At 46.2% G+C, this 24,234-nt stretch carries 18 protein-coding genes; 6 read left to right on the plus strand and 12 right to left on the minus strand.

Annotation, left to right across the window (positions count from 1 at the left end):
• Nucleotides 1-92: 92 nt before the first annotated feature.
• From NX845_RS05695 to NX845_RS05720, 6 genes are all read right to left on the minus strand, one after another.
• Entirely contained in the window at nucleotides 93-1,274 is a 1,182-nt protein-coding gene (locus NX845_RS05695; protein WP_260256636.1) for a Xaa-Pro peptidase family protein, read from the minus strand.
• A 37-nt stretch (nucleotides 1,275-1,311) separates the two neighbouring features.
• Complete coding sequence (locus NX845_RS05700; protein WP_061021025.1) at nucleotides 1,312-2,655, minus strand: TRAP transporter large permease; 1,344 nt, start codon at nucleotides 2,653-2,655, stop codon at nucleotides 1,312-1,314.
• Nucleotides 2,652-3,194 (minus strand): TRAP transporter small permease, encoded by a 543-nt coding sequence (locus NX845_RS05705; protein WP_017088808.1) that lies wholly within the window; start codon nucleotides 3,192-3,194, stop codon nucleotides 2,652-2,654. The genes NX845_RS05700 and NX845_RS05705 overlap by 4 nt, the downstream gene beginning before the upstream one ends.
• 120 nt (nucleotides 3,195-3,314) lie before the next feature.
• Complete coding sequence (gene dctP / locus NX845_RS05710) at nucleotides 3,315-4,358, minus strand: TRAP transporter substrate-binding protein DctP (RefSeq protein ID WP_004732448.1); 1,044 nt, start codon at nucleotides 4,356-4,358, stop codon at nucleotides 3,315-3,317.
• Between the two features lie 232 nt (nucleotides 4,359-4,590).
• A complete protein-coding gene (locus NX845_RS05715; RefSeq protein ID WP_260256637.1) occupies nucleotides 4,591-5,817 on the minus strand; it encodes a M20 aminoacylase family protein in 1,227 nt (408 codons plus the stop codon).
• A 100-nt stretch (nucleotides 5,818-5,917) separates the two neighbouring features.
• The gene (locus NX845_RS05720) at nucleotides 5,918-6,712 is read right to left on the minus strand and encodes an Asp/Glu racemase (RefSeq protein ID WP_102455517.1); all 795 of its coding nucleotides are present in this window, start codon (nucleotides 6,710-6,712) and stop codon (nucleotides 5,918-5,920) included.
• A gap of 310 nt (nucleotides 6,713-7,022) precedes the next feature.
• On the opposite strand from NX845_RS05720, the gene NX845_RS05725 reads away from it, so the two are divergent.
• Nucleotides 7,023-7,514, plus strand: coding sequence for an Lrp/AsnC family transcriptional regulator (locus NX845_RS05725; protein WP_054542604.1), 492 nt, complete (start codon nucleotides 7,023-7,025; stop codon nucleotides 7,512-7,514).
• A gap of 214 nt (nucleotides 7,515-7,728) precedes the next feature.
• Here NX845_RS05725 and NX845_RS05730 read toward each other — a convergent pair whose 3' ends face one another.
• Entirely contained in the window at nucleotides 7,729-8,928 is a 1,200-nt protein-coding gene (locus tag NX845_RS05730; RefSeq protein WP_102447293.1) for a diaminopropionate ammonia-lyase, read from the minus strand.
• A 308-nt stretch (nucleotides 8,929-9,236) separates the two neighbouring features.
• Nucleotides 9,237-10,334: an alpha/beta hydrolase gene (locus NX845_RS05735; RefSeq protein WP_102450032.1), complete on the minus strand. Its 1,098-nt coding sequence runs from the start codon at nucleotides 10,332-10,334 to the stop codon at nucleotides 9,237-9,239.
• A gap of 279 nt (nucleotides 10,335-10,613) precedes the next feature.
• Here NX845_RS05735 and NX845_RS05740 point away from each other — a divergent pair, with 279 nt between their 5' ends.
• The 5 genes from NX845_RS05740 (at nucleotide 10,614) to NX845_RS05760 (ending at nucleotide 17,728) form a co-directional block, all read left to right on the plus strand.
• On the plus strand, nucleotides 10,614-11,318 hold the full coding sequence (locus NX845_RS05740; protein ID WP_026012327.1) for a response regulator: 705 nt from the start codon (nucleotides 10,614-10,616) through the stop codon (nucleotides 11,316-11,318).
• A gap of 36 nt (nucleotides 11,319-11,354) precedes the next feature.
• Complete coding sequence (locus NX845_RS05745) at nucleotides 11,355-12,674, plus strand: cell wall metabolism sensor histidine kinase WalK (RefSeq protein ID WP_065680922.1); 1,320 nt, start codon at nucleotides 11,355-11,357, stop codon at nucleotides 12,672-12,674.
• A gap of 135 nt (nucleotides 12,675-12,809) precedes the next feature.
• Complete coding sequence (locus NX845_RS05750; protein ID WP_004732471.1) at nucleotides 12,810-13,085, plus strand: hypothetical protein; 276 nt, start codon at nucleotides 12,810-12,812, stop codon at nucleotides 13,083-13,085.
• 564 nt (nucleotides 13,086-13,649) lie between these two features.
• Nucleotides 13,650-16,034, plus strand: a complete 2,385-nt coding sequence (locus NX845_RS05755) for a M4 family metallopeptidase (protein ID WP_065680923.1) — start codon at nucleotides 13,650-13,652, stop codon at nucleotides 16,032-16,034.
• A 143-nt stretch (nucleotides 16,035-16,177) separates the two neighbouring features.
• Complete coding sequence (locus tag NX845_RS05760; protein ID WP_260256638.1) at nucleotides 16,178-17,728, plus strand: M28 family metallopeptidase; 1,551 nt, start codon at nucleotides 16,178-16,180, stop codon at nucleotides 17,726-17,728.
• Nucleotides 17,729-17,901: 173 nt separating this feature from the next.
• Here NX845_RS05760 and lhgO read toward each other — a convergent pair whose 3' ends face one another.
• The 4 genes from lhgO to NX845_RS05780 form a co-directional block, all read right to left on the minus strand.
• Nucleotides 17,902-19,116 carry an L-2-hydroxyglutarate oxidase gene (lhgO, locus tag NX845_RS05765; protein WP_017084923.1) on the minus strand — a complete coding sequence of 405 codons (1,215 nt, stop codon included), beginning with the start codon at nucleotides 19,114-19,116 and terminating at the stop codon, nucleotides 17,902-17,904.
• A 26-nt stretch (nucleotides 19,117-19,142) separates the two neighbouring features.
• Nucleotides 19,143-21,320 (minus strand): TRAP transporter permease, encoded by a 2,178-nt coding sequence (locus NX845_RS05770; RefSeq protein WP_017078445.1) that lies wholly within the window; start codon nucleotides 21,318-21,320, stop codon nucleotides 19,143-19,145.
• A 217-nt stretch (nucleotides 21,321-21,537) separates the two neighbouring features.
• The gene (locus tag NX845_RS05775) at nucleotides 21,538-22,551 is read right to left on the minus strand and encodes a TAXI family TRAP transporter solute-binding subunit (RefSeq protein ID WP_004732483.1); all 1,014 of its coding nucleotides are present in this window, start codon (nucleotides 22,549-22,551) and stop codon (nucleotides 21,538-21,540) included.
• 320 nt (nucleotides 22,552-22,871) lie between these two features.
• Nucleotides 22,872-24,212, minus strand: coding sequence for a sigma-54 dependent transcriptional regulator (locus NX845_RS05780; RefSeq protein WP_017095812.1), 1,341 nt, complete (start codon nucleotides 24,210-24,212; stop codon nucleotides 22,872-22,874).
• Between the last annotated feature and the right edge of the window lie 22 nt (nucleotides 24,213-24,234).

A 24,234-nucleotide genomic window follows, 5' to 3' on the forward strand; every position in this document is an offset into this window, starting at 1 on the left:
TAGCGAAGGAAAAAGAAAACCGAGCGTCCAACAAAGTGCTTGAACGCCCTCCTCTACCAGGATTCAACATTATGACTAGATTCTAAGCGCAATTAGCCAATAATCGGCATCGACTGCCAAGCTCTTTGATGCAGCATTTCGCAGCCAGATTCGGTGATGACGATGTTTTCCTCGTGTACCATCATGCGGTTTTTCGCAAACGCCATACCCGGCTCAAGCGTTAACACCATACCCGGTTTTAAGATCACATCACCGTTAGGCACATGTGATGGCCACTCTGTTAGCTGCATACCTAAACCATGCCCCATACGACCCACATCGTTGCCAAGCGCACCACTCTTCTCCAGTACCGACCACATGGCTTGCCACACATCTCCGGTTGTTCGTCCCGGTTCAGCAATCGCGAGCCCTGCCTCTGTCGATTGATATACCGCGTCATAAGCCGCTATCGTATCTGGCTGCGCATGCCCAAACGCATAATTCCGGTCAAAGTCACTGAAGTAGCCATCAAAGTTAGCGCCAGTATCGATGATCAACACATCTCCTTCAGAGAGCACACGATCGGTTGGCCCCATGATGATGTTGTCATAGCCACCTTGGCCGGATGCCGAAATCAAGTAAGGACACGCATCGGCACCCAAACGCAGCATTTCTAAATGCATGGCTTTACACGCCTGTCGCTCTGTCATGCCTATTGCTAAATTTTGGCGAAGATACTCAAAGCCCGCCGCCGTGACTTGGCAAGCGAAGCGTACTTTATCGATCTCCGCTTGAGACTTAACACTGCGCAGATCGCGAACCATAAATGACACATCAACCACACTATGTTGGCTCAACTTCTGCTGTAACAACGCATAGTTAGTGGCAGGCATACGCAGATGTGTTTCCGGGCCAATCATCGAACCGATTCTGCGAGAACCTTTGGAGACTTCAGATAGCGTAGAAGCTAACAAAGAGATACCGTCATCTTCTGGCCTTGGCGACGGCCAACTGCGCACATCTTCAATCCATGTATCGTCGAAACCAGCCACACCGATCTCTGGTACTACCGCTATGGGCTTACCAACCGCTGGCACCACCAAAAACCACGGACGCGTTGGGCTTTCCCAAAACTGCGATTTAAAGCCACTGAAATAACGGAATTCAGGCTCCGTTGTGAAAAACGCAGCATCGATGTTTTGAGCGCGAAGACGTTGTTGCAACTCGACAGTACGTTGCTCTAGTTCTGCTGATTCAAACCCTCTCTGCGGAGGTGTTAATGGCAATATACTCATATCTCTATCCTTGATTGAATAAGGGTAACTCGACGGATTAATTGAATAAAATGTCTCTTGGTAACAGAGCGATGCTTGGGAAGAAAATCAGCAACGCAGACATCAACACCAAAATCAGGAAGAACGGCAGCGTCCCGCGAATCACTTCCATATAAGGCTTTTCAAAGATGGCGATAGCAGTAAAGATGTCGCACCCAAAAGGTGGCGTCGCTGAGCCAATAGCCATTTGCAATGTCACCATCACACCCACCAATATCGGGTCGATGCCTGCTGCATCAACAATCGGCATGAAAATCGGCGTCAAGATCAGCAAAACCACTAACGAATCCACAAACATACAGCCGACAAAGAAAGTCAGTGCGATGACAAACAAGATGTACTCTGGAGAGGCACTCTCTAAGTCCAAAGGTGCTAACAGTTCTTGAGGGATTTGTTCGAAAGATATGTACCAAGAAAAAGCCTGACCAACACCCACCAGCACAAATACAACTGCGGTAATCAAGCCAGTATTTAACGCCGCATCGCAGATGTCTTTAACGCCAAGTTTGCGATAGAAAATGCACTCAACGATGATCGCATACAGCACCGCAAACGAAGCGGCTTCTGTTGGCGTCACGACCCCAGAGTAGATACCGCCGATAATTAAAGCAGGGAAACCGAGAGGAAGAATCGCTTTCTTGATCGCTTCAATGCGTTCTGCTGTGTTGGCTTTTTCAACCAAAGTGATGGTATCGCTGTGCTTCACACTGTAGGCATAGCTGTATAACGAGAACAGGCTCGCGAGCACTAAACCTGGGCCAATACCAGCAATGAACAATTCGCCCACACTGGCGTTGGCTAAGGTGCCGTAAAGAATCAAACCAATACTTGGCGGAATAAGAAACGCGATGTCACTGGCATTGATGATCAGCGCCATCACAAAGCTGTCTTTGTACCCTGCTTGCAGCAACTTCGGGCGCATGATTTGGCCAACCGACACCACGGTCGCCTGAGTCGAGCCAGAAACAGAACCAAATAAAGTACAACTAATGCAGGTGGTAATCGGCAGCCCGCCACGCAGATGTCCGACAAACGCTTGAATCAGGCCAAGTAAGTTATAGGCAGTGTGGCCGCGTGTCATAATATCGGCAGCCAAGATGAACATCGGCACCGCAATCAAGGCGTTCGGTGAGATGCCCGTGACCATCTGTTGAATAAGCACTCCCGGCTCAACCTGAGAGAAATGAATCAAGCCGATTAACGCGCCAACCGCTAACGGCACGATCATTGGGAAGCTCAAAAACAGCAAAATCACCATCACAGAAACAAGAGTAAATGTGATGACATAAATATCGAGTTCGCCGGCAATAATGTCCGAGAAAAATTGTGCAATATCACTCATTCGAATTCACCCACGTTGTTATGTTTATTCTCTATGACATCGAATGACACGTAGATTTCTTTATGCAGCAAGTTCATCAAAAAACTCATGCTGTATTGCAGCCCTGCGATAGCAAAGCCGATTGGAATAATGGAGTAGACCCAATACACCGGAAACTGCAGTGCTGGGCTAAGTCGGTTGATTGACTTCAACTCTTGGACATACAGGAAGGCGTGATAAGCGAGGTAAAACATCAACATCCCAGTCAACAATGCAATCACGGTGGTGAGCACCTTCTGGGCTTTGAAACTCAGTGAATCGTACACCGCAGTCATGCGGATATTTCGACCTTGGCGGACGGCATAGGCGAAGCCAATAAAAGTCACTGAGACAATAAGGAATTGATTAAGCTCTTCTGAGAAGAACAGGCTTTTATTGAAGGCATATCGCCCAATCGCATTGGCGGTGGAATTGATCATCATCGCGAGAATAGCGGTTGTGATTAAAAAGCGTTCTAGCTTTTCTGTCGCGACGCTTATTTTATGTAGCAGTTCTTTCATAACAGGCAGTGCTCCATACTTCGTTCAGTGACAGGGGTCCATTGCCACAATTTGGAGAAGGTGGGGATAAGCTAACCGCTGCCAATAAACAACGGATAGCATTCATCCTAACAACGCTTTCTATTGCGTCGCTGAAGCAGCCTTCACTTCATCTAGGATTTCTTCGAGAATGGTTTTCGCACCCTCACGCGCTTCACTTTGCTCACCGGCAGGGTAGGCATTTGCTACCACGTCATAGTAAGTCGTGTGCAGCTTTTGACTGAGGACCTTGAAGCGTTCACGCTCTTCCTCAGTTAACACAACCACTTGCATGTCTGGACGCTCTTTTAAGATCTTGTCCATGTTCTCTTTGTTGATGCGTACCTGATAGTCGTAAGCCGCTTGGTCTGCCGCTGTAATTGCTTTGTCGACCATCGCTTGCTTCTCTTTCGACAGGCCGTTGTACCACTTGCTGTTGGTCGATACCGTGCTGACATAGGGTTGCTGACCTGGGAACATTAGGTAGTCTTGAACCTCATGCCACTTCGCGTTGTAGATGAAGTAGATCGGGTTAACCATGCTATCAATGGTCTTAAGTTGCAGTGAACCGTACACTTCACCCCAAGAAAGAGGAGTAGGTGTTGCACCAAACGCTTTGTAGGTTTCAACAGGAATGGTTGAAGTGAAAGTACGGATTTTCTGGTTCGCAAAATCTTCAGGTGTACGGATAGGTTTGTTGCCGCCCCAAACCATTTCACCTTCAGACATCATCGACAACAGCTTTAAGTTTACGCTCTCAAACTTAGGTGCCAGCTTGTTATAGATGGTTGGGCTTTCCGTTAAGACCTTATGCGTGATCGCTTCGTTAGTACCCAGAACATACGGTAAGCTCACCGCTTGAACTTCAGGTACGTAAGACCCTAAGTGACCCGCGCCTACCGACACAAATTGAATCGTGCCTTTAGCAGCCAGTTCTACGATGTCGTTTTCTGTACCCAGTTGACCGTAGTAATAGATGCGAACACGGATGTCGCCATCAGATTCCTTCTTAATCACTTCCGCAAATTTTTGTGCATAGATGTCTTGAACGTCTGTTTTGTCCTCTTCTGAAGCAAACTTCCATGTTTCGGCATGAACGCCAAAAACCATGCTCAAACTTAGCAGTGCTACGCCTAATCGTTTCATCCTGTCTTTCCTTTTATTATCCTAATTACACGCTGATGACCTTGGTCACTTCACGCGCTTCAGTTTTGGCTGTGTCGACAATAAACTCCGTTTAAAGTCAGCCATCTTGCAGTGCCAAATCCGTCACTGCTGAATCTATTTCTCTACTTGTTACTTCAAATTGAGTTGCTTCTAATTGCGTTGTTACTTCTCATTGAGTTACTTCTAATTCATTGTTTCTAAATAAGCATTTCTAAATTGGTCTTGCTAAACGATCGTTCACCAACTGAATCCAGTAGCTCGCACCGAGCTTTAAGATGCCGTCATTAAAGTCGTATTTCGGGTTATGTAATGCGCAACCACCGACCGATTCCGTGCCATTACCCAACAGCACATAGCAGCCCGGTTTAACGCGCAACATGCTTGAGAAATCTTCCGAAATTGTCAGTGGGTCACAGGCCTCATTAACGTTCTCGACACCAAGCACCTTCTGCGCGGCGGCAACCGAATATTGGGTTTGTTGCTCGCTGTTGATGGTTGGGTAGAAGGTATTGATAAACTCGAAGTCGTAAGTCGCACCAGCTGCCTGACAAATGCCCGCCACGATTCGCTCCATGCTTTGCTTGATTCGATCGAGGGAAGATTCAGTGAAGCAGCGACAATCGCCTTTAATGACTACTTGAGTCGGGATGACGTTGACCGTGCCATCGGTAATAAATTCGGTGGCAGAGACTACAGCCGTGTCGTGAATCGCACTGAGATTACGAGACACGATGGTTTGCAGACCAAGAATGACTTGCGAGCCAACGACGAGAGGATCGACCCCTTGATGCGGCAGAGCAGCATGTCCACCCACACCATTGATGGTGATCTCAAAGCTACTCTCACTGGCCATTAATGATCCGGGGCGAACCATCAATTCACCTTCCGCTAGACCGGGGAAGTTGTGAACCCCATACACCTCATCAATCGAGAATCGTTCAAACAAGCCATCATCAATCATCGCTTGAGCGCCACAACCGTGCTCTTCATCGGGTTGAAAAATGAAATACACCGTGCCATCGAAGGTCGGGTTACCTGCTAATAGGTTTTGGGCCAATAGGTTCTCGGCTAGATAGCTTGCCGCGCCAAGCAGCATTGCAGAGTGCCCATCGTGGCCACAAGCGTGCATCTTCCCATCATGTTGTGAGCAATGCGCAAAGCTGTTTTGCTCATGAATGTGTAGCGCATCCATATCAGCTCTTAGGCCAATACTCGCTTCACTTGATCCTGAACGAAGTATTCCTACTAATCCTGTTTTGCCGATGTTACGCACCACTTCGATGCCAAAGCTCTCAAGCTTACTGGCGATGAAATCAGAGGTGAGGTTGACGTCAAAGCCACACTCAGGGAAACGGTGTAAGTGTTGACGCCACTCCGTCATGCTTTGAATAAGCTGCGAAGACAGTTGGTCTGGTTTGATCGAGAAAGTAGACGGCATAGTAGTGATCCCAAAGTGTAATTCTTTGTATTAACGTTAGATATGGAGTTAGCTGACTGCTGAATGTAAACGCAAAGTGAGCAGCTTTAATCAAAGGTCGTTACAACGACTGCGACCTTCGGCAATTATCTGAGGATGGTTGGAGATGGTGCTCTAGCAGTGCACCAAACCCTTTAATGGGTATGGGGTAGTTCATCAACTGAAGCGAGTGCCAAGCCAACACCTGATTGCTGCTGACAACGGGCTTATCTAATGCCACTTCAATGGATTCAATCACCGATGCTGCTCGCAACGCAGTGCAAGAGATAAACAGAAGATCCGCTTCAGGGTCACAGACTTGTATCGCGGCTTGTTTGATGTCCATTGGAGAAATGAACGTCATTGCGGTGTCATCTTCAAAACCAAAGCCTGCGATGCTCAACACTTCAATGCCTTGCGACTCAAAAAATGCGGCCACGTCTTGATTCACGGCTTCGGTATAAGGCGTTAATACCGAGATACGCTTCGCTTTAAAGCTGTCGAAAGCCGCCAAGGCAGCAGTCACCGGATTCGTTACCGCAGCGTTTGGACGAGACTGATGAATGAGCTGGGTAATTCGCTCGCTGCCAATCGCAATGGTGCCAGAGGTACAGGCGTAGATCACCACATCCAATTCAGTACCCGGTAGGATGGTATCGGCGCAAGCGGCGATTCCCGGCTCCATTCTACGCAGGTTCTCTATCGTCAATGGATTGTAGTTTCTTAGGCGGCTGGTGAACGATTGCACATCGTTTGGATACAGCGCGTTTAAATCACGCTCAATATTGAAATCTGTCGCTAACGCAATCACACCGACGCGTCCTGCTGGTGCCAATTTTTCTAATTCAAACTGTAAAGTAGCGGTTGCAGATTTCATACTTTCCAACTCCTTGAGCGAGAGTTAACATCGCCCAAAGGATGTTAACAACATGTTTCATATAATTTTAAAACTCTGTCGATTTGATCTTTACATTTCGTTCACAAGATTAATAATGCACCGATAACTTTAAGGATTATCATTAAATGATTACCTTGTTGTGCAGAAATTCCGCATTTTTTCTGCGTTATAGTGGTTTTTTGTTCTCGCTCATTGAGGTCTAAATGTTAAGGCTAAATACCTTTAACTCGATCACACGCTGGTTCAAAAGAAACAATTAATTTACAAACAGATATTGGGAAGTATGGGTATGACACAGCAATCTGCATTGGTGGTCGACAGTTTCGACAAGAAGATCCTCAACATCGTACAAGACTCAAACAGAGCTACCTCAGACAAGATTGCAGAAAAGGTCGGGCTCTCTCCTGCTGCTGTGCAGCGCCGTTTAAAACGCATGAGAGCGCAAGGTGTCATTCAAGCTGATGTCTCTGTTATCAACCCAAAAGCGGTCGGCCATGGAATGACGTTTATCGTTCAGGTAACGCTAGAGCGTGAGCGTGTGGATTTAATGCACAATTTCAAAAAAGAGATGAGTTCAAACCGCTCAGTACAGCAATGCTATTACGTGACCGGCAGTTCAGATTTCATCATGATTGTTACGGCAGCGGATATGGAGGGTTACGACAACTTTACTCGTGAAGCCTTCTTCGACAATGCCAATATCAAGAGCTTTCAAACCAATGTGGTGATGGATAACGTCAAGGTGGGGCTGACGATTCCAATTGATGAGCAGCGCGATTGATTAACCAGATCGATTGATGACCAGTGCAATTAGAAAGCAAGGCGTGTCGTGAAATGAAGTCAAAAAAGAGAGGAAAAAAGACGGTATGAAGAAACCTTACATACCGCCAACCTTGGGGCTTACTTTATTATTCGTTGTTCGCGATTAGCTATTAACTATTAACTATTAACTATTAACTATTAACTATTAACTGCTAGCTATGTACTTTTCGCTATTAGATTTTATTGTCGATGATCTGTTGGTAGAGATCGGGGTCGGTTGCCCCTTCAGTACCAATAACCAACACTCGACTGCCTTGAGTCAAATTCAATTTTTCAGCGAAGTTCGGATCTTGCTTGGCGATGATCGCTGCGGCAAAACCTGGGACTGCAGATTCCCCGCCCTCTATCGCTACTTCCGCTTTTTCGCCACTTGCCAACATGCGCATCGCTTGCGGAATAGCTTCTTCGCTCAACGTCATAAAGTCATCAGCACCATTTTGTAGAATCGTCCACGCCAAGCTTGAAACTTCACCACATGCCAAACCGGCCATCAGCGTCTCTAAGTCGCCCGTAACCACAATCGGTTTACCCGCTTGAGCACTCTTCTGTAAGCAGTTAGCCTGCTCAGGTTCTACGATTACAAAACGTGGACGATCGACGCCCCACAAATCCCAGAAGTAACCACAGACAGCGGATGCCAAACCACCCACTCCCCCTTGTACAAAGACATGGGTTGGAATCTCGCCATCCAATTGCTCTACAATTTCAGCCAGCATCACGGTGTAGCCTAGAGCAACGTCTTTAGGGATTTCCATGTAGCCTTCGTAAGAAGTGTCCGAAACAATCACGCGATTTTGCGCTTTAGCTTCTGAGTCGGCCAAACGAACAGATTCATCGTAGTTACCGGTAATGCGTACCACTTCTGCACCGAACGCTTCCATCGCTTGCTTGCGGCCTTCCGATACGTCACGGTGAATGTAGATAACACAACCACAACCAAACATTTGTGCGCCCCATGCGACGGAGCGACCATGGTTTCCGTCAGTTGCACAGCTGACAACGATTTCAGCAACTTCTGATTTCCATTCCCCGTTGAGCAGCTCACTGATGGTCGGGTTCTTCCCATAGCGATTGGCGATTTCAATCTGAAGCTGACGAGCAACGGCATAAGCGCCGCCTAGTGCTTTAAAACTCTTCAGGCCAAAACGCTGCGATTCATCTTTGTACCAAAACTTGTTTACGCCGATCTCAGCAGAGATAGCATTCAGCTCATGCAAAGGAGTAACAGAGTAGCCTGGCCATTGAGAAATATCTTTAATCGCCTGTTGTGAGTTCGCGACACTTAAAATGTCACGCTGCTCGCTCGAGTATTCCAATTCAGGGCGTGCTTGAGGGTTAGCGTAGTGGGTCAGAGTGCCTGCCAGTAACTGCATAAATGATCGTCCTTATTAGTCATTCACATGCTCCTTACATCGTTAGATTATAGAAAGCTAACGGCCAGTAAGGCTGCGGATAATAAATTCTATCGATAAAAAAGTGCCGTGATTACACATTCTTATCACACGATCTGCGGGAATTAATTGTTACATGAGTGTTAAATGAAGAATTTATTCACCAACGAACATCGGTACTCGACGACTCAATATGCCAGTACACTAAACAACAGATGCTCAAAGGGTTGGTGACAACAACGTCATCACCAACCCTTTCAAGTCGTTTCTAATTTTAATCCGAGCTTAAGCTACTCAATGCGAGTGATGAAGCCGTATTTATCTGAATCGGTCTTAGTCACCCAGTGTTCACCATCCGATGGTGCAGAGTCTAAAGTGAAGATGTAAAAGTCAATCCCTGTATCTCCCATCACCTTCTTAAAATACGTCGCTTGCTTACGGTGGCTCTCCTCAGTATACGGGAAATCTTTTGCGGTCTTATCGCCTTCAGCCCAACTATGCACACCCACCTGCTTATTCAGCTCAATGGCCTTGGTAGTATCAGCGCGTTGCAAAATACGTGGGTTGCCAGCAGCGAATAGATCGGTACCACCCGAGAAAACCGAACCCGTTGGAGTCACAACCGTCGTCATCTTGTTGTTATTGATCATGCGCCCGGTGTACATGTTGATTTCGTCATCAGCACTGCCACCGATATGGTTAGTGAACTTCAATGTCATCTCACTGCCTCGGTATAACTTAACGATATCAAAAAGCTGAGAATAGGTTGATGCACCCAGAGTTGAATTAATGCGCTCAACAGCGCCAGTCTCTTTAAGCACATCTCGATAAAAAGCGTTGAAGGCAAACGAGGTGGTTATCGTTACCTTGTTCCCACTTTTAGTGTTGCTCAAAATCGTCGAACCAAGACTAGTCATGTATTGCGACAACTCATTGTGGTATTCAAGCTTAACGGCTTTTGCACTGTTCGCTGTTGTTTGGATTAACGTGGTCTCATTAGAAACAGAGCGTAACGCGGAGCTGCAATCAAACACGTCCAAACCCTTGCTCTCTGTGTAGATACCACAGCTATCAAACCCTGCATCAGGAAAATACAGGTCAACGCTTTGACCTAAACTATCCGCAAGCCTAACCACTTTTTGCTTATCACTAATGTCTTCCGCAAACAGAATGGTTTCATACTGCACACCATCGTAAGTGAGCTCCATTGACTCTTGGACCTCTTGTCGCTCTTGATACAACTCGCCAAGCTTAGCTGATGAAAACACGTAATCGGCCTTAGGTTTCACTTGTGCTTTATTCGCCGCTTTGCTTGAGTTAGAGCTTGAGTTACACCCAGCTAAAAGAACCAAAGGCAACGCCAGTAATGCATTTCGATAGTCGTTCATACAATTATTCCCCAAATGTTTGATGGGGTAATTCTATTGATAAATGGCTAATCTATCTGTCGTGCGAATGTAATAGTATGTATTGGCTTTTTGAACATTGTTTTTTATTTTCGCACAAATTAAAAATCATCATTGAACTGGCGTGGAAAGTGTTTAATCATTCATGTCAGGTATTTTACGTAAAGCATGCAAATTGGAGATGCCACAATAGCTAACCACTAGATAAGGCTCCCTCACGTAATCTCAATGATTGAAACGCACGACAAGGCTGATAATGGAATGACAAAACCTAAAATGATCATCGTGGAAGACGATTTAAAACTTCAGAAAATGCTGCAGGACTACTTTGTCACGCAGGATTTTGATGTCACCACGCTAGATGACGGTAGTGATGCTGCGAAAACTATCCTTGCCGAACAACCTGACATCGTGTTGTTGGATTTAATGCTCCCTGTAACCGATGGACTGACAATCTGCCGACAGACGCGTACACACTATAAGGGTAAAATCTTGATGCTCACCGCTAGCGATGACGACTTTGATCACGTCGCTGGTTTAGAGACAGGGGCTGATGACTATGTCACCAAGCCAATCAAACCAAGAGTTCTGCTGGCCAGAGTTCGCTCGTTATTACGCCGTCAAGACGCTAATACCACTTCAGTCGATGACTCAGACAACCTTCAGTTCGATCAACTGGTTCTGAAAAACACCTATAAGAAGTGTGAACTTTCAGGTGCCGTTTTATCACTCACTGACAGTGAATTTGACCTACTTTGGTTATTAGCGAGTAACCCTGATACGCCATTATCACGTGACTATTTGACGCAAACACTGCGCGGGATTGAGTACGACGGGATTGATCGAACCATTGATAACAAAGTGGTGCGCCTAAGAAAGATTCTTGGCGACGATCACGCACCAGCAGAGAAAATTCAGACCATTCGCGGTAAAGGCTATTTGTTTGTTTCAACCGCCTGGCACTAACCTCGCTCAATACGAGCGTAATGAAAGAGATCAATTATGCGACGTATCTATTTGGAGTCCTTGTTAGGGCTATTAGTTTGCTTTATGACCGGCCTTGTCGCCTACGAGATCTGTGTCTATCAGCTCAACACCGACTACGAATATGTACTGCAAGATTACGAAGCGACGGCCCACCAGCAACTGATAGAAAACATCGCTAAGAATCAAGGTCTTGAAGCCGCTCATCAAGCGATAAACCAGTTTGTAGAAACCACACGAAATAAGCTGGTCACATTCAGCCCAGAAGATGAAATACCAGGCCCAGTTTCAGAATTTTTCAGTACCAACCCAAATACCTTTATCTTTCACGATGATGAACGTGACCTATGGTTTCGATTAGCCAGCAGTGACGATACCTATCACTACCTACCCAACAGTGAAGCGTTCGTTAGGCAAAAGATAGAGCTAGAGGATGACCTCATTTGGTTGTTCTTTTTAGCAAGCTTTATCTTATACGGCTTATGCCACCTGTTAATCATCTTCCGCCGAGTTAAAAAACTTGAATCTGCCACTCTGCGTTTTGCTGAAGGGGATCTCTCCTCGCGAGCCGAGACTTCAAGCGGCATTGCGATTGGGTCACTGAACAAATCCTTCAACCTAATGGCCGACCGAATTCACCGCTTAATCGAAAGTAATCGTTCACTCACCAACGCGGTCGCCCATGAACTGCGCACGCCAATATTCCGTATTCAATGGCAAGCTGAAATGCTCAAAGACACCCAGCTTAACGACGATCAAGAGAGAACGATTGAGAGTATTGTCGAAGACACAGAAGAAATGGAAAAAATGGTTGATGAGCTATTGTATTACGCCAAACTTGATAGCACTGACCTAGAAAACTTACAAAAACCATTAGAGATTCGAGATTTTCTCGACCACGCATTGGCGCGTTGGAACAAAGACACTCAGCTCAACATCAACCTATCGCTACCAGAGCAACCTAGCTCAATAATGGCGGATGAAACGCTACTTAACCGAGCACTAGATAACCTAGTGCGTAACGCAATGAAATTCGCACGCTCGCAAGTGTCGATTGCAGCGACCGTGCATCAAGATCAGCTACAGATTGCGGTACACGATGATGGTGATGGTGTGGCTCAAGAACATCAAGCCCGCCTGTTCGAACCCTTTTACGTTGGCGACAAAGCGCGTAACAAAGCCAAGAGCGGCCATGGTTTAGGGCTGTCTATCGTCGAGAAGATCTGTGCTCAACACGGCGCTACCGTGGAGGTAGGTCAGAGCCAAGCCTTAAAGGGTGCGGTATTCACCATTACCATTCAGCTGTGTAATGATTCAACTGACAAACCCATACAGTAACTACAAAATACCTCTGGAATAATGTTCAACATCGGTCGGGAGATGCTGTCTCCCATGAACTTATTGAATCTTGATAATCACGACACTGCTTTTGTGGCTTGCCATCTCGGTTCCAATCATTCTTAAGGTATTTTTATGAAAAAGTTATTAGTTGTTTTAGGCATTGTTTCTCTAGCAGGTTGTTCAGGTATTAACCACAATGAAGAAGTTTACACAGCGCACGCTGAGAGCTTCAACATTGTAGGCTTCCAAGTTCCGGGCAACACTCAAGATCGCGCAATGGAATTGGTTCCTGAAGGCGCAACCGTCGATACCGTTACATCAACAAATTCTGATACGACCTCTGTTTTGGGTGTTATCAATCGTATTATTGGTATTGAATATGTTCAAGTTGGCGGTAAAAAGCAGTAATTCGCTTTAGTCGCAAACCATAGCTAAGTGTATTAGTTACGTACCTTTAATCAGTAGCCTGCACAAACTAAGTTAATCTAAGCCAGTGACCCGTCGCTGGCTTTTACCATCCAGCCGTTTTTGTGCTCTGTGCCAAATAAAGCCCCATTTGGCTAACTCTATTGTAACTAACAATTCAGAAAATAATCCCCAAAATCGTCAATTTCTTATCAAAATTGCCTTTAAATTCGATTAATCGTCTTTCGCTCAAACTGACACTTCCAAATCGTTGATCCTTCTATCAACCCAGAGCCCGCTAATTGAGGCACAGATCAATTTACCCAAAAACCTTAATTTCCAGTAAAAAACAACACCTAATAAAATTGTCATGATTTTATAAATAAAACCTATGAGTGCGTTCAAAAATAAACAGAAACGATAACTATCTGTAAATACGAGAAATATAAGTTTCATGAATAAAAGAGATCATTGCCATGCTACTAATTAATTAGATCGAATGATGTAAATTCGTTGTGATAATTTTGTTACGTTTTCATGGATTTTACATGGAAAGAGAAAATAACAATGAAAATGAAAAAGCGTTTAGTTGCCGTTGCTATAGCCAGTGCTATGTCTTTATCAGTACATGCAAGTGAATCAGTTAGCATCGATCAACCGATCAACTTTACTAGCTTTTCTGGGTTGAACACTCAGTTAGGCGTCAGTAACGCCTCTAGCTTTAAGATGGTAAAGGAAGTTAACCTCAAAAAGCGTGGTATCTACAAAGTTAAGATCCAACAAAACATCTGGGGAACGCCAGTATGGGGGCATTACCTAAATGCCACCCAAAGTGTACAAGGTGGCGCACTTAAGTCTGTTCAAGGCAGCTACCTTAAAACGACAACCCTAGAGCGATCTTTTGTTAAGCCATCGATTAACAGCTCTCAAGCCGTTGAGCTTGCGAGTAAAGATCTTAAGGTTCAGGGCTTAACCAGCAAATCTCTAGACAACGTACAACATCAGCTGTTTATTTATCAGGGCGCATCTAAGCAAGGAGCTGATAAACAAGGCATTGGCTCACAAGGTGCAGATAAAACACGCCTAGTGTACGTTATCTCTTATCTTGTCGAAGGCAGCGAACAGCCGACTCGACCATTCACCATGCTAGACGCGCACACCGGCGAAGTTATCGACCGCTGGGAAGGTATTGCTCACGCACAGATCGGTACAGGCCCCGGTGGCAACGAAAAAACAGGCATGTACGAATACGGCACCGACTACCACTACCTTGATGTGGTAGAAAATGGCACAGAGTGTGTGATGGAGTCTGAAAATGTCGTTACCGTTGACCTAAATGGTGCGACAGACGGCGACACCACTTACAGCTACGAATGTCCTCGTAACGAGTACAAAGAAGTCAACGGCGCATTCTCACCACTCAACGATGCGCACTACTTCGGTAACATCGTATTCGACATGTATAAGAACTGGTTCGACACTGCGCCACTCTCTTTCAAACTCATGATGCGTGTTCACTACGGAAATAACTACGAGAACGCATTCTGGGATGGCAAGGCAATGACCTTTGGCGATGGTGAAAGCTTCTTCTATCCACTTGTTAGCCTAGATGTGTCAGCACACGAAGTGAGCCACGGTTTCACTGAGCAAAACTCAGGTTTGGTTTACGCGAACCAATCCGGTGGTATGAACGAAGCTTTCTCTGATATGGCAGGTGAAGCGGCAGAATACTACATGAAAGGCACCAACGACTGGATGGTCGGCCGTAATATATTTAAAGGCGACGGCGCTCTACGTTACATGGACGATCCATCACGAGATGGTTCTTCAATCAACAACGCATCTGAATACTACGATGGCTTGAACGTGCACTACAGTTCGGGTGTGTTCAACAAGGCCTTTTACCACCTTGCAACCACACAAGGCTGGGATACTAAAAAAGCGTTCGAGCTTTTCGTGCTATCTAACCAAATTTACTGGTCGGAAAACAGTGACTTCTGGCAGGGTGCTTGTGGCGTGAAGAACTCAGCAACCGACCTTGGCTACAATGCCGATGACGTTGTTTCTGCGTTCGCTCTTGTGGGTGTTACCCCATGTGCAGAGCCACCACTGCCGCCAGAACCGGAATATCAACGCCTTGAAAACGGTGTTGAAGCCGCAGTTGCTGGTGAAACCGGCTCAAAAACTTACTTCGATATCGAAGTACCAGAAGGCCAAGACAAGCTAACGATTGATCTTGCTGTCTCTACTGGTGATCCGGATATGTATGTCGGTCTAGATTATGCGCCAAGCTCTCAAGAGAATATCTGTAAGAGTGAAAGCGTAACCGATGAAGTATGTGTAATTGAAAACCCAACAGCTGGTCGCTACACGGTGAACATTCTGGGTTACTCAGATTACGCAGGTGCAAACCTAAAAGCATCATACGAATCAGGCAACGCTAACCTACCGCCAGTCTCTTCTTTCGAACACACCATTGTCGGCAAAGAAGTAGAACTGCGCAGCACAAGTTCGGACAGCGATGGTCAGATCGTTTCTTACCAATGGAACCTAGGCGATGGCAACACGCAAACCGGTGAAGTGACTCGTTATACCTACGCTGAAGCTGGCGACTACGTGGTGACTCTAACCGTGACTGACGATGCAGGCGTTGCAACATCGACAAGCAAGTCGATCACGATTGAAGGTGACTCGGCAGAAGGCTTCCCGCTAAAACTGAAGTTTGGTAACAAAAACCCGAACGGTAAGGCTCGCGTTAAGCTGGCATGGGATTATGACACCAACGACTACTTTGTGATTAAGCGTAATGGCAAGAATGTCGGTGCTACAGACTTCAACTCATACGTCGATAAGTTCCGTCACAACGGCACAGTAGATGTGGAGTACCAAGTATGTACCTCAAGCGATATCTGTTCAGAAACCAAGCACTACCGTTTCATTAAAACACAATAATCGATAGTAAATTCAGGGCTCCGAAAGGGGCCCTTTTTTCGGTTATCTGTTTAGAAAATGAAACATCTACACAAAAATATCCACGTAATACACAAAAATCACACCCATCAACATAACAATACTCACCATAAAAAGGACGACAAATGGCTATTCAAAAAAGCATGCTAGCTTTGGCTGTACTCGGAGGTTCTTTAGCCTTAATCAACAGTACTTCGGCTTACGCATCCCTAGGCATCACACCACCAGCGAACGAAGAAGTTTGGATCACCACCGATGCTGACGCACAGCATATAATGACTCAGCATGGCGCAACGGTTTATCCAAGCGTGACTGGAAACAAGCATTCCATCGTCGCGAAAATCAACCAGAAACAGCTGGCTAAACTCTCTAGCCACATGCACGAAGAAACCCACCGTTGTGGTGGCTACATGGTGCACGAAGACAAAGCAAGCGCACTCAAAGCCGCAGCAATGCCACTGACAATGAGCAGCTTCGAAAAGCCGGTGATCAGCCATCAAGATACGGTGAATGACCTACTCGCTCAGGTCGAGCCAAACAACATGGTCACGACCATTGAAAATCTAACCAACTTCACCAACCGTTTTTATACTACTTCTACTGGTGTCGCTGCTTCAGATTGGCTTTTAGAACGTTGGGAAACAGAAATTAAGGATGTGCCGTATGCGTCTGCACGCCAGATCACGCATGCCGAATATCCGCAAAAATCCGTTGAAGTGACACTGCTTGGCGCTAAATATCCTGAAGAGATCGTCGTTGTTGGTGGGCACCTTGATTCGACCGTTGGATCTTGGACAAGCGAAGGCACCATCTCACCGGGAGCCGATGATGATGCGTCTGGCATTGCAACGGTAACAGAGTCGCTTCGCCTGATGATCGCCAGCGGTATTCAACCAGATAAGACCATTAAGTTCTATGGTTATGCTGCAGAAGAAGTCGGGCTGCGTGGCTCACAAGATGCCGCCAACGCTTTAAGAGATGAGCAAGCAAACGTTGTATCGGTACTGCAATTAGACATGACCAACTACAACGGTTCAGCGCACGATATCACCTTCATCACAGACTATACCGACAGTAACCTCACCGCCTACTTAAGCGAGCTGATCGACACTTACGTTAGTGAGATCAGTTACGGTTTCGATGATTGTGGCTATGCCTGTTCTGACCACGCCTCTTGGCACAATGTTGGCTACCCAGCTGCCATGCCATTCGAGAGCATGTTCAATGATTACAACCCAAGTATTCATACCCAGCACGACACGCTTGAGAACTCCGACCCTACGGCGACACACGCGACCAAGTTCGCCAAACTAGCCATTGCTTACCTTGTCGAAACCAGCCTTGATTCACCCGTTGCAGGCCCTAAAGAGCTGCAAAATGGCGTGCCTGTTGAAGGACTTACTGCAGGATATGGTGAAGAGCAGTTCTTCACATTTACAACGGAAAGTGCAGGTCAGTTAACGGTCACATTAACAGGCCCTCGTAGTGGCGATGCCGACCTTTACGTGAAACACAACGGCACCGTATCGAAAGCGAACTACGACTGCCGTCCATACCAGAACAGCAGCAACGAACAGTGTGTATTGAACAAGCCTGCGGGGGAATTCAACATCATGGTACGCGGCTACCGTAACTTTAACGATGTCACCATCGTCGCTAACTTCGTGCCTGATTAGCTGTAAGATTAGTTAATTGACTAACAGTTAAACCGAGTAAACACGGCTAAAACTAAAAATCCGCAAGCCCACGATCATAAATAGATTGGAGCTTGCGGATTTTTTATTGTCTACGTTCTTCACTTGCTATGAAAGCTCTGTTCGAACAAACAAGCCATTAGTTCAATTAACAGTTAAGACGTTTTTTTCATCACCTTGCCACAAATATACTCACCAATCGGCATTGCCGAAGTCGCTGCCGGCGATGGCGCGTTACATACATGCAAGCTTCTTGGGCTTTCGGCAAACAGAAAATCATGAACTAAGGTGCCATCCTTGAGGACCGCTTGGGCGCGAATGCCTGCTGGGTAAGGTTTGAAATCTGACACCGTAATGCTCGGGCAATATTTATTCACTAGCTTTAGATAGCCCGGTTTCCACCACGAGTTCTTAAACTCGACCAAACCGGTTTTCAGATTATTCGCAGTCACCTTCCAAAAGCCCGCAAAGCTCAGCATCTGCCAAGTGTCTTTGAAACTAAAGTTAAGCTTGCCATAGCCTTCTCGCTTCCAACCTTGAACTGCATTTGGCCCTACTGTTACGGAGCCATCAATCATGCGTGTTAAATGCACGCCCAAGAAAGGCAGTTCTGGGTCAGGGATAGGATAGATAAGGTGATTCACCACTTGGTTGTGTTTGGCGTCCAACTGATAATATTCACCGCGATAAGGGACGATTTGGAAGTCGGTTTCAATGCCAAGCATGCTGGTCATTCTGTCGGCCATCAAACCAGAGCAAGTGATCAAGAATCGACTATTCAGTTGAAGAGTCTGACCATCGACTTTGCACGTTAACTGCACCTCATCTTCTTGCTCATCCGCCATAATCACTTCCGTGCCTAGACTGAGCTTACCACCCGCTTCAACAAACTCTTGAGCCATCACTTCGGTGACTTTTTTGTAGTCCACGATACTGGTGGTTTTGACATAAATCGCGCCCAAACCGGTGATGTTAGGCTCTGCAAGTTTCAGTTGCGCTTGATCTAAGAGGTCGACATCAATATCGTTATCATGACAACGTTGATAGAGCGCGTTCATGCGCTCCACTTCCTGCTCATTGGTCGCGACCAACAGCTTGCCACAGTTTTCGACAGGGATATCGTGTTGACTGCAAAAGGCGATGGTGCGCTCTACGCCACGCTTACAAAAATCCGCCTTTAAACTGCCCGGAGCGTAGTAAACGCCAGCGTGAATCACACCACTGTTATGGCCAGTTTGGTGCTGCGCGAAGCCACGCTCCTTTTCGACTAAAAGGATACTTTTATCAGGGTGAGCTTGCTGTAATTGCCATGCCGTCGACACACCAACAATGCCACCACCAACGATAATATAGTCGTATGTTGAGTTCATAATATTCCTACATTCAATCCTTTTAATTATAGGGAAGACGCGACAGTGTTAGACCCAGTTTGAGGTAACTTTTGTTCCTCACTTTCTGATTCTTTTTTAACTTGATTTGCATCGTATTTACGACCGCTGTAGATGAAGATGCCAACAAAAATGGCGACACATACCAAGCGAATCACGACTGAAACATCAGGCCATACTAAAGCTGCACCTATTACTACCAACACTACTCGAGTAATGACATTAATTTCGCTCTCTAGATAGCCTTCAATCGCCGCGATAAATGCGTAAGTGCCAATAATAGCAAAACCACCAGTGACCAATACCGAGGTAATATCCCAACTCACCAAGTTAGTGTAGGCAATCAACAACGGCACTAGGTATAAACCTTTTGCTATCTTCCAAGCCATTAAACCGGTTCTCATTGGTGGTGTTTTAGCGATAGTCGCTGCGGCAAACGCAGTTAAACAAACAGGCGGTGTTACGTTACTGTCTTGCGACAACCAGAAAATAATTAAGTGAGCCGAAAGCAGTGCAAGACTGATCGCTTCTAACCCCAAGCTTTGCTCAAGCAGAGTTTCCACAAAATCAGCAGGGACTAACGCAATCATCTCTTTGGCTGTTTCGAGTGTCATCGGTGCATTCAACAAATCAAGCTTATCTGGTGCAGCCAACATGAAGATGGCTTTAGCTTGCTCAGGAAGCTGACCTGACACCAACAAGTCGAGCAGCTGACTTTCAGCAATCAATTTATACAAGGCAGGAGCTGACAGAGTGCCCAACACAATATAAGCCGCCGTTACCGGTAAACCCATACCGAGAATCAAAGACGCCAACGCGATCAACGCGATCATCACTAGCAACTCGCCATTCGCCCAGCTGTTGATCATTAAAGAGAAGGTGTTACCAATTCCCGTGGTACTGATGACATTGACGACTAACCCAATGCCCACCAACAACACCGCCGTGGTCGCCATGTTTTTAGCGCCTTGAGAAAGCGCTTCAATGATCGCCTTTGGACCCATTTTGTGATTTTTAGAAAACCATGATGCCACCACCACAGAAAGAATCGAGATACCCGCAGCGTAAGTCGGCGTAAAGCCCTTCACCAACAAAGTCACTAACACGGCCAGTGGGATCAGGTTGTGCCAACCCGACAGCAATACCTTTAACAAAGGTTCACAGCCAGAAGTCACCTTTTGTACTCCACTGCGCTTCGCTTCAATACGCACGAAAAAGGCCACAGACAAAAAGTAGATAAGCGCAGGAACGAAGGAAACCGCAATAATATCGACATAAGGAATTTGCGTGTAAGACGCCATGATAAACGCGCCCGCACCCATCACAGGTGGCATCAGCTGCCCGCCAGTAGACGCAGCCGCTTCAACACCCGCTGCGAAACGCGAAGGGAAGCCCGCCTTTTGCATCAAAGGAATACTGATTACGCCCGTCGATACGGTATTTGCTACACTCGAGCCGGAGACCGAGCCCATCAAACCAGAGCCAATCACGGCAATGAAACCGGGGCCGCCAATCACCTTGCCAGCAGCGGCGCGAGACACATCAATAATGAAATCACCCACCCCCGAACGCACTAAGAATGCGCCAAATAGGATGAACATGAACACGAAGGTCCAACTGATTCTTGAGATCGAACCGAACATACCTTCTGATGAGTAAAAGCTTCGATAAAGCAATGTTTCAAGGCTCAGGCCTGGAAAGTGAAAGATACCGCTGGTCCATTGCCCCCAAAGTACCACATAGCTCAAACACACCAAGATAAGTACCGGAATGAACCAACCCATGGTGCGGCGAATCAACTCAATAACGATGGCAATCGCCAAGATAGAGAAGAACCAATCACTGGCGATGAACTTCACGCCTCGCTCATAAAGAGCGTCTTCCGCAAACGGAATATAGATAAGACAAGCCAGAGCAGCGAGGGCAATACCGATATCAACGGCTAAGGCGATTTTGCTATTTTTAAGTGAAATGTGGGCGGGATACCAAAGCGCGCATATAATCGCGAAGCCAGCAAAATGGGTCGCCGAAACCCAAAGTTCCGGTAAGGTAGATAAGGTGTTAAACCAAATGTGTAATAAAGAGAGAATCACGCCCATTGTTGTTATAGCTTTACCCACCCACGGGAAATCCGTCCGGGTCGGTAATTCAAATTTTTTCAGTTCCTGCTGCAGCGAATCGCTCATAGAAAACTCCTGCTCTCCACAGCAAACGCGCAGAGAAAATCCATAAAGTGAGGAGGTGCACGAACACATTTTTGAGCGAACGCGCACCAAGCAATTAAGTCACGAAGGGGTTAGTTGATGGCAAATAGTAGTTCGTAACAAACCGTTAGTTCACAGGCCAGTATTTAGTTCACAAGCCAACAGCTCATAAACCAATAGTTACCTGACAACAGATAAGCTAGTTAACGATCAACTCAGAAGGGATCTCGATGCCCATCTCTCGATAATAACGAGCAGCGCCTGGGTGAAGAGGAACAGGCAGACCTGCGATCCCTTTCTCGAGTGCCATTGCTTTGGTTGCTTTATGGATACCTTGTAGGAAAGGTAGGTTTTCATAGATAGCTTTGGTTAGTTGGTACACATCTTCTTCAGAGATGTCTTCACGAACCGCTAGAAAGTTAGGTTGGGCGATAGTGGTGATCGGCTTATCAACACCTGGGTAGGTGTTTGCTGGGATCTCATACTTGGTCCAGATATTGTAATCGCCGTTCGCTTGTTTGATCTGCGCATCGGTAAATGACAGGATTTGAATGTCTTCCCCCAAGGCAGCAAACGCTTGAGTTACTGCGCCAACCGGCACGCCAGCAGGTGTGTTCATGCCATCAATGGTGCCATTCTGTAGTGCACTGGCACTGCCGCCGTAACCCATAAAGGCGAGTTTAAATTGTTCTGGATCTACCGACAGGCCTTGCATGATCTGGCGTCCTGAGTTTTCAGTACCTGAGTTTTTCTTACCGATAGAGAATTTCTTACCGTTTAGATTTTCCAAATCGCTCACGGTGCCTGTTTTTGCTAAATCAGAGCGCACAATGAAGTGTTCTACGTTTTGCCATAACATAGACACAGAGCGAAGCTGTGTTTGTTGACCTGATTTCTCATATGGACCAAGCCCTTGCCACGCCCACGCACCATACAAACCTTGCAGAATGGCAAACTGTGCTTCGTTCTCGTTCAACAACTTTACGTTCTCACCCGAGCCCGCAGAACTAATAGCCGCCAAAGAAAAGTGCTGCTTAGGCGCAAGCTTAACTTTACTCAATGTCGCTAGAGCAACACCTACCGGATAGTAAGTCCCACCCGTTGAGGCCGTCGCTAAAATGTAGCTGCGGTCTTCTTGAGCTGAGGCGTTGCTGATAAGGCCCATAGAGGCCATTGCGATTGCTAAAGTTTTAACTAGCTTGTTATATTTCATTGTTACTCTCCATGTAGGATTATTCACGTTATATTTTTGTTAATAACAATGGCTAGATAGCAAACACAATGCCAACTTTTAAGTTTCTGTTTTTATTGAAATTCATTTGAAACACCACCTAAAACAAGCCATTTCTTGCTTATTTACCTACGAATGAATGAGCTATTTTTTGCTTATCCGAAGCCGCAATTAACATCCCTATAAAGGTAGCCAAGTCACACTGTGTTACATTTACGTGATCAATGTTTATAAAATGATAAATATCTGATGAGCCATTTTTTGCTCATTGATTCAGACAACACTTCTAATTTCATCATCAATTACGAATCGACATAATCGCTTCGGTTCAACGCATAACGCACCATCTTTTGGTTCAATGTTCGACGGGGTAAATCCAAATCTTGCATCACATCATTGATGCGCCCTTGATAACGCACTAGCGCATCATGAATCACTTTCCGTTCAAAGCTCTGCACTTGAACCGCCAACGGGATGCCTGCCGTTGTAGACTCTGTGACAGAATTGGGGCGACACGCCAAGATATCGCCCACTGTCAGGCTTTCATCCAGTGCAAAACGAATCGCGACATTGCGCAGTTCACGCACATTGCCCGGCCATGCATACGACAACAACGCATAACGATCGGCCTCACTGGCAACTCGGGTTTCATTGTTCGCTTCTTGAGTGAAGTGTTCAAAAAGGATCAAAGCATCGTCTTCTCGTTCATTAAGGGGAGGTAAATGCAGTTGGGCAACGTTCAAGCGATAGAAAAGGTCTTGGCGAAAATCGGGGTGATTCAGTAGATCGCTTTTCGAGGCAGAGACCACTCGTAGATCAACATGTTGTTGCTGATTACCCCCTACGCGTTCGACGACATTATCTTGCAAGGTACGCAGCACTTTGACCTGCATCGACAGTGGCATGCTCTCTATTTCATCGAGAAACACCGTGCCTTTGTCGGCAAATTCAAGCTTACCAATACGTCGCTTGGCGGCACCAGTAAACGCACCTGCTTCGTGTCCAAACAGTTCGCTTTCAAAGAGATTTTCTGGAATCGCGCCACAGTTTAGCGGTACAAACGGATGGGTTTTACGCAGGCTAAACTCATGTAAACAAGAAGCGACTAGCTCTTTACCGCAGCCGGTTTCACCATAAATGATCACATTGGTATCAATCGAGGCGACTTTTTGTATCTGCTCTCGCAATTCACACATCACTTTACTGCGACCAATCAGCACCTGTTCAATGCCTTTCAGATTATCCAGATAGTTCTGACGACTGTTTCTGTCTTGGCCACTTTGATGTTTGTCGACCGCTTCCGATACCGTTTGAGACAAACGTTCTGGGTCGAATGGCTTTTCAATGAAATCATACGCGCCTTGCTGTAATGCTTTCACCGCCATATCGACATCACCATGACCCGTGATCAAGATGACAGGCACGTCTGGCACAAGATGTTTAAAGCGCCCTAGCAGTTCAACACCATCAATATCTGGTAAACGCACATCACTAATGATGGTTTGGAAGTCACCCTGCTCTACCGCGTTTAACGCATCTTGCCCAACCTCAAATGCGGTGACATCGAAGCCCGCTAATTGTAACCACTGGCTGGTTGCTTGACGCACAATTGCATCATCTTCAATCAAAGCTATACGCTGCATAGTTTGGTTCCGCCACTTACAT

Source organism: Vibrio sp. NC2, from assembly GCF_025195005.1.
GTDB lineage: Bacteria > Pseudomonadota > Gammaproteobacteria > Enterobacterales > Vibrionaceae > Vibrio > Vibrio splendidus.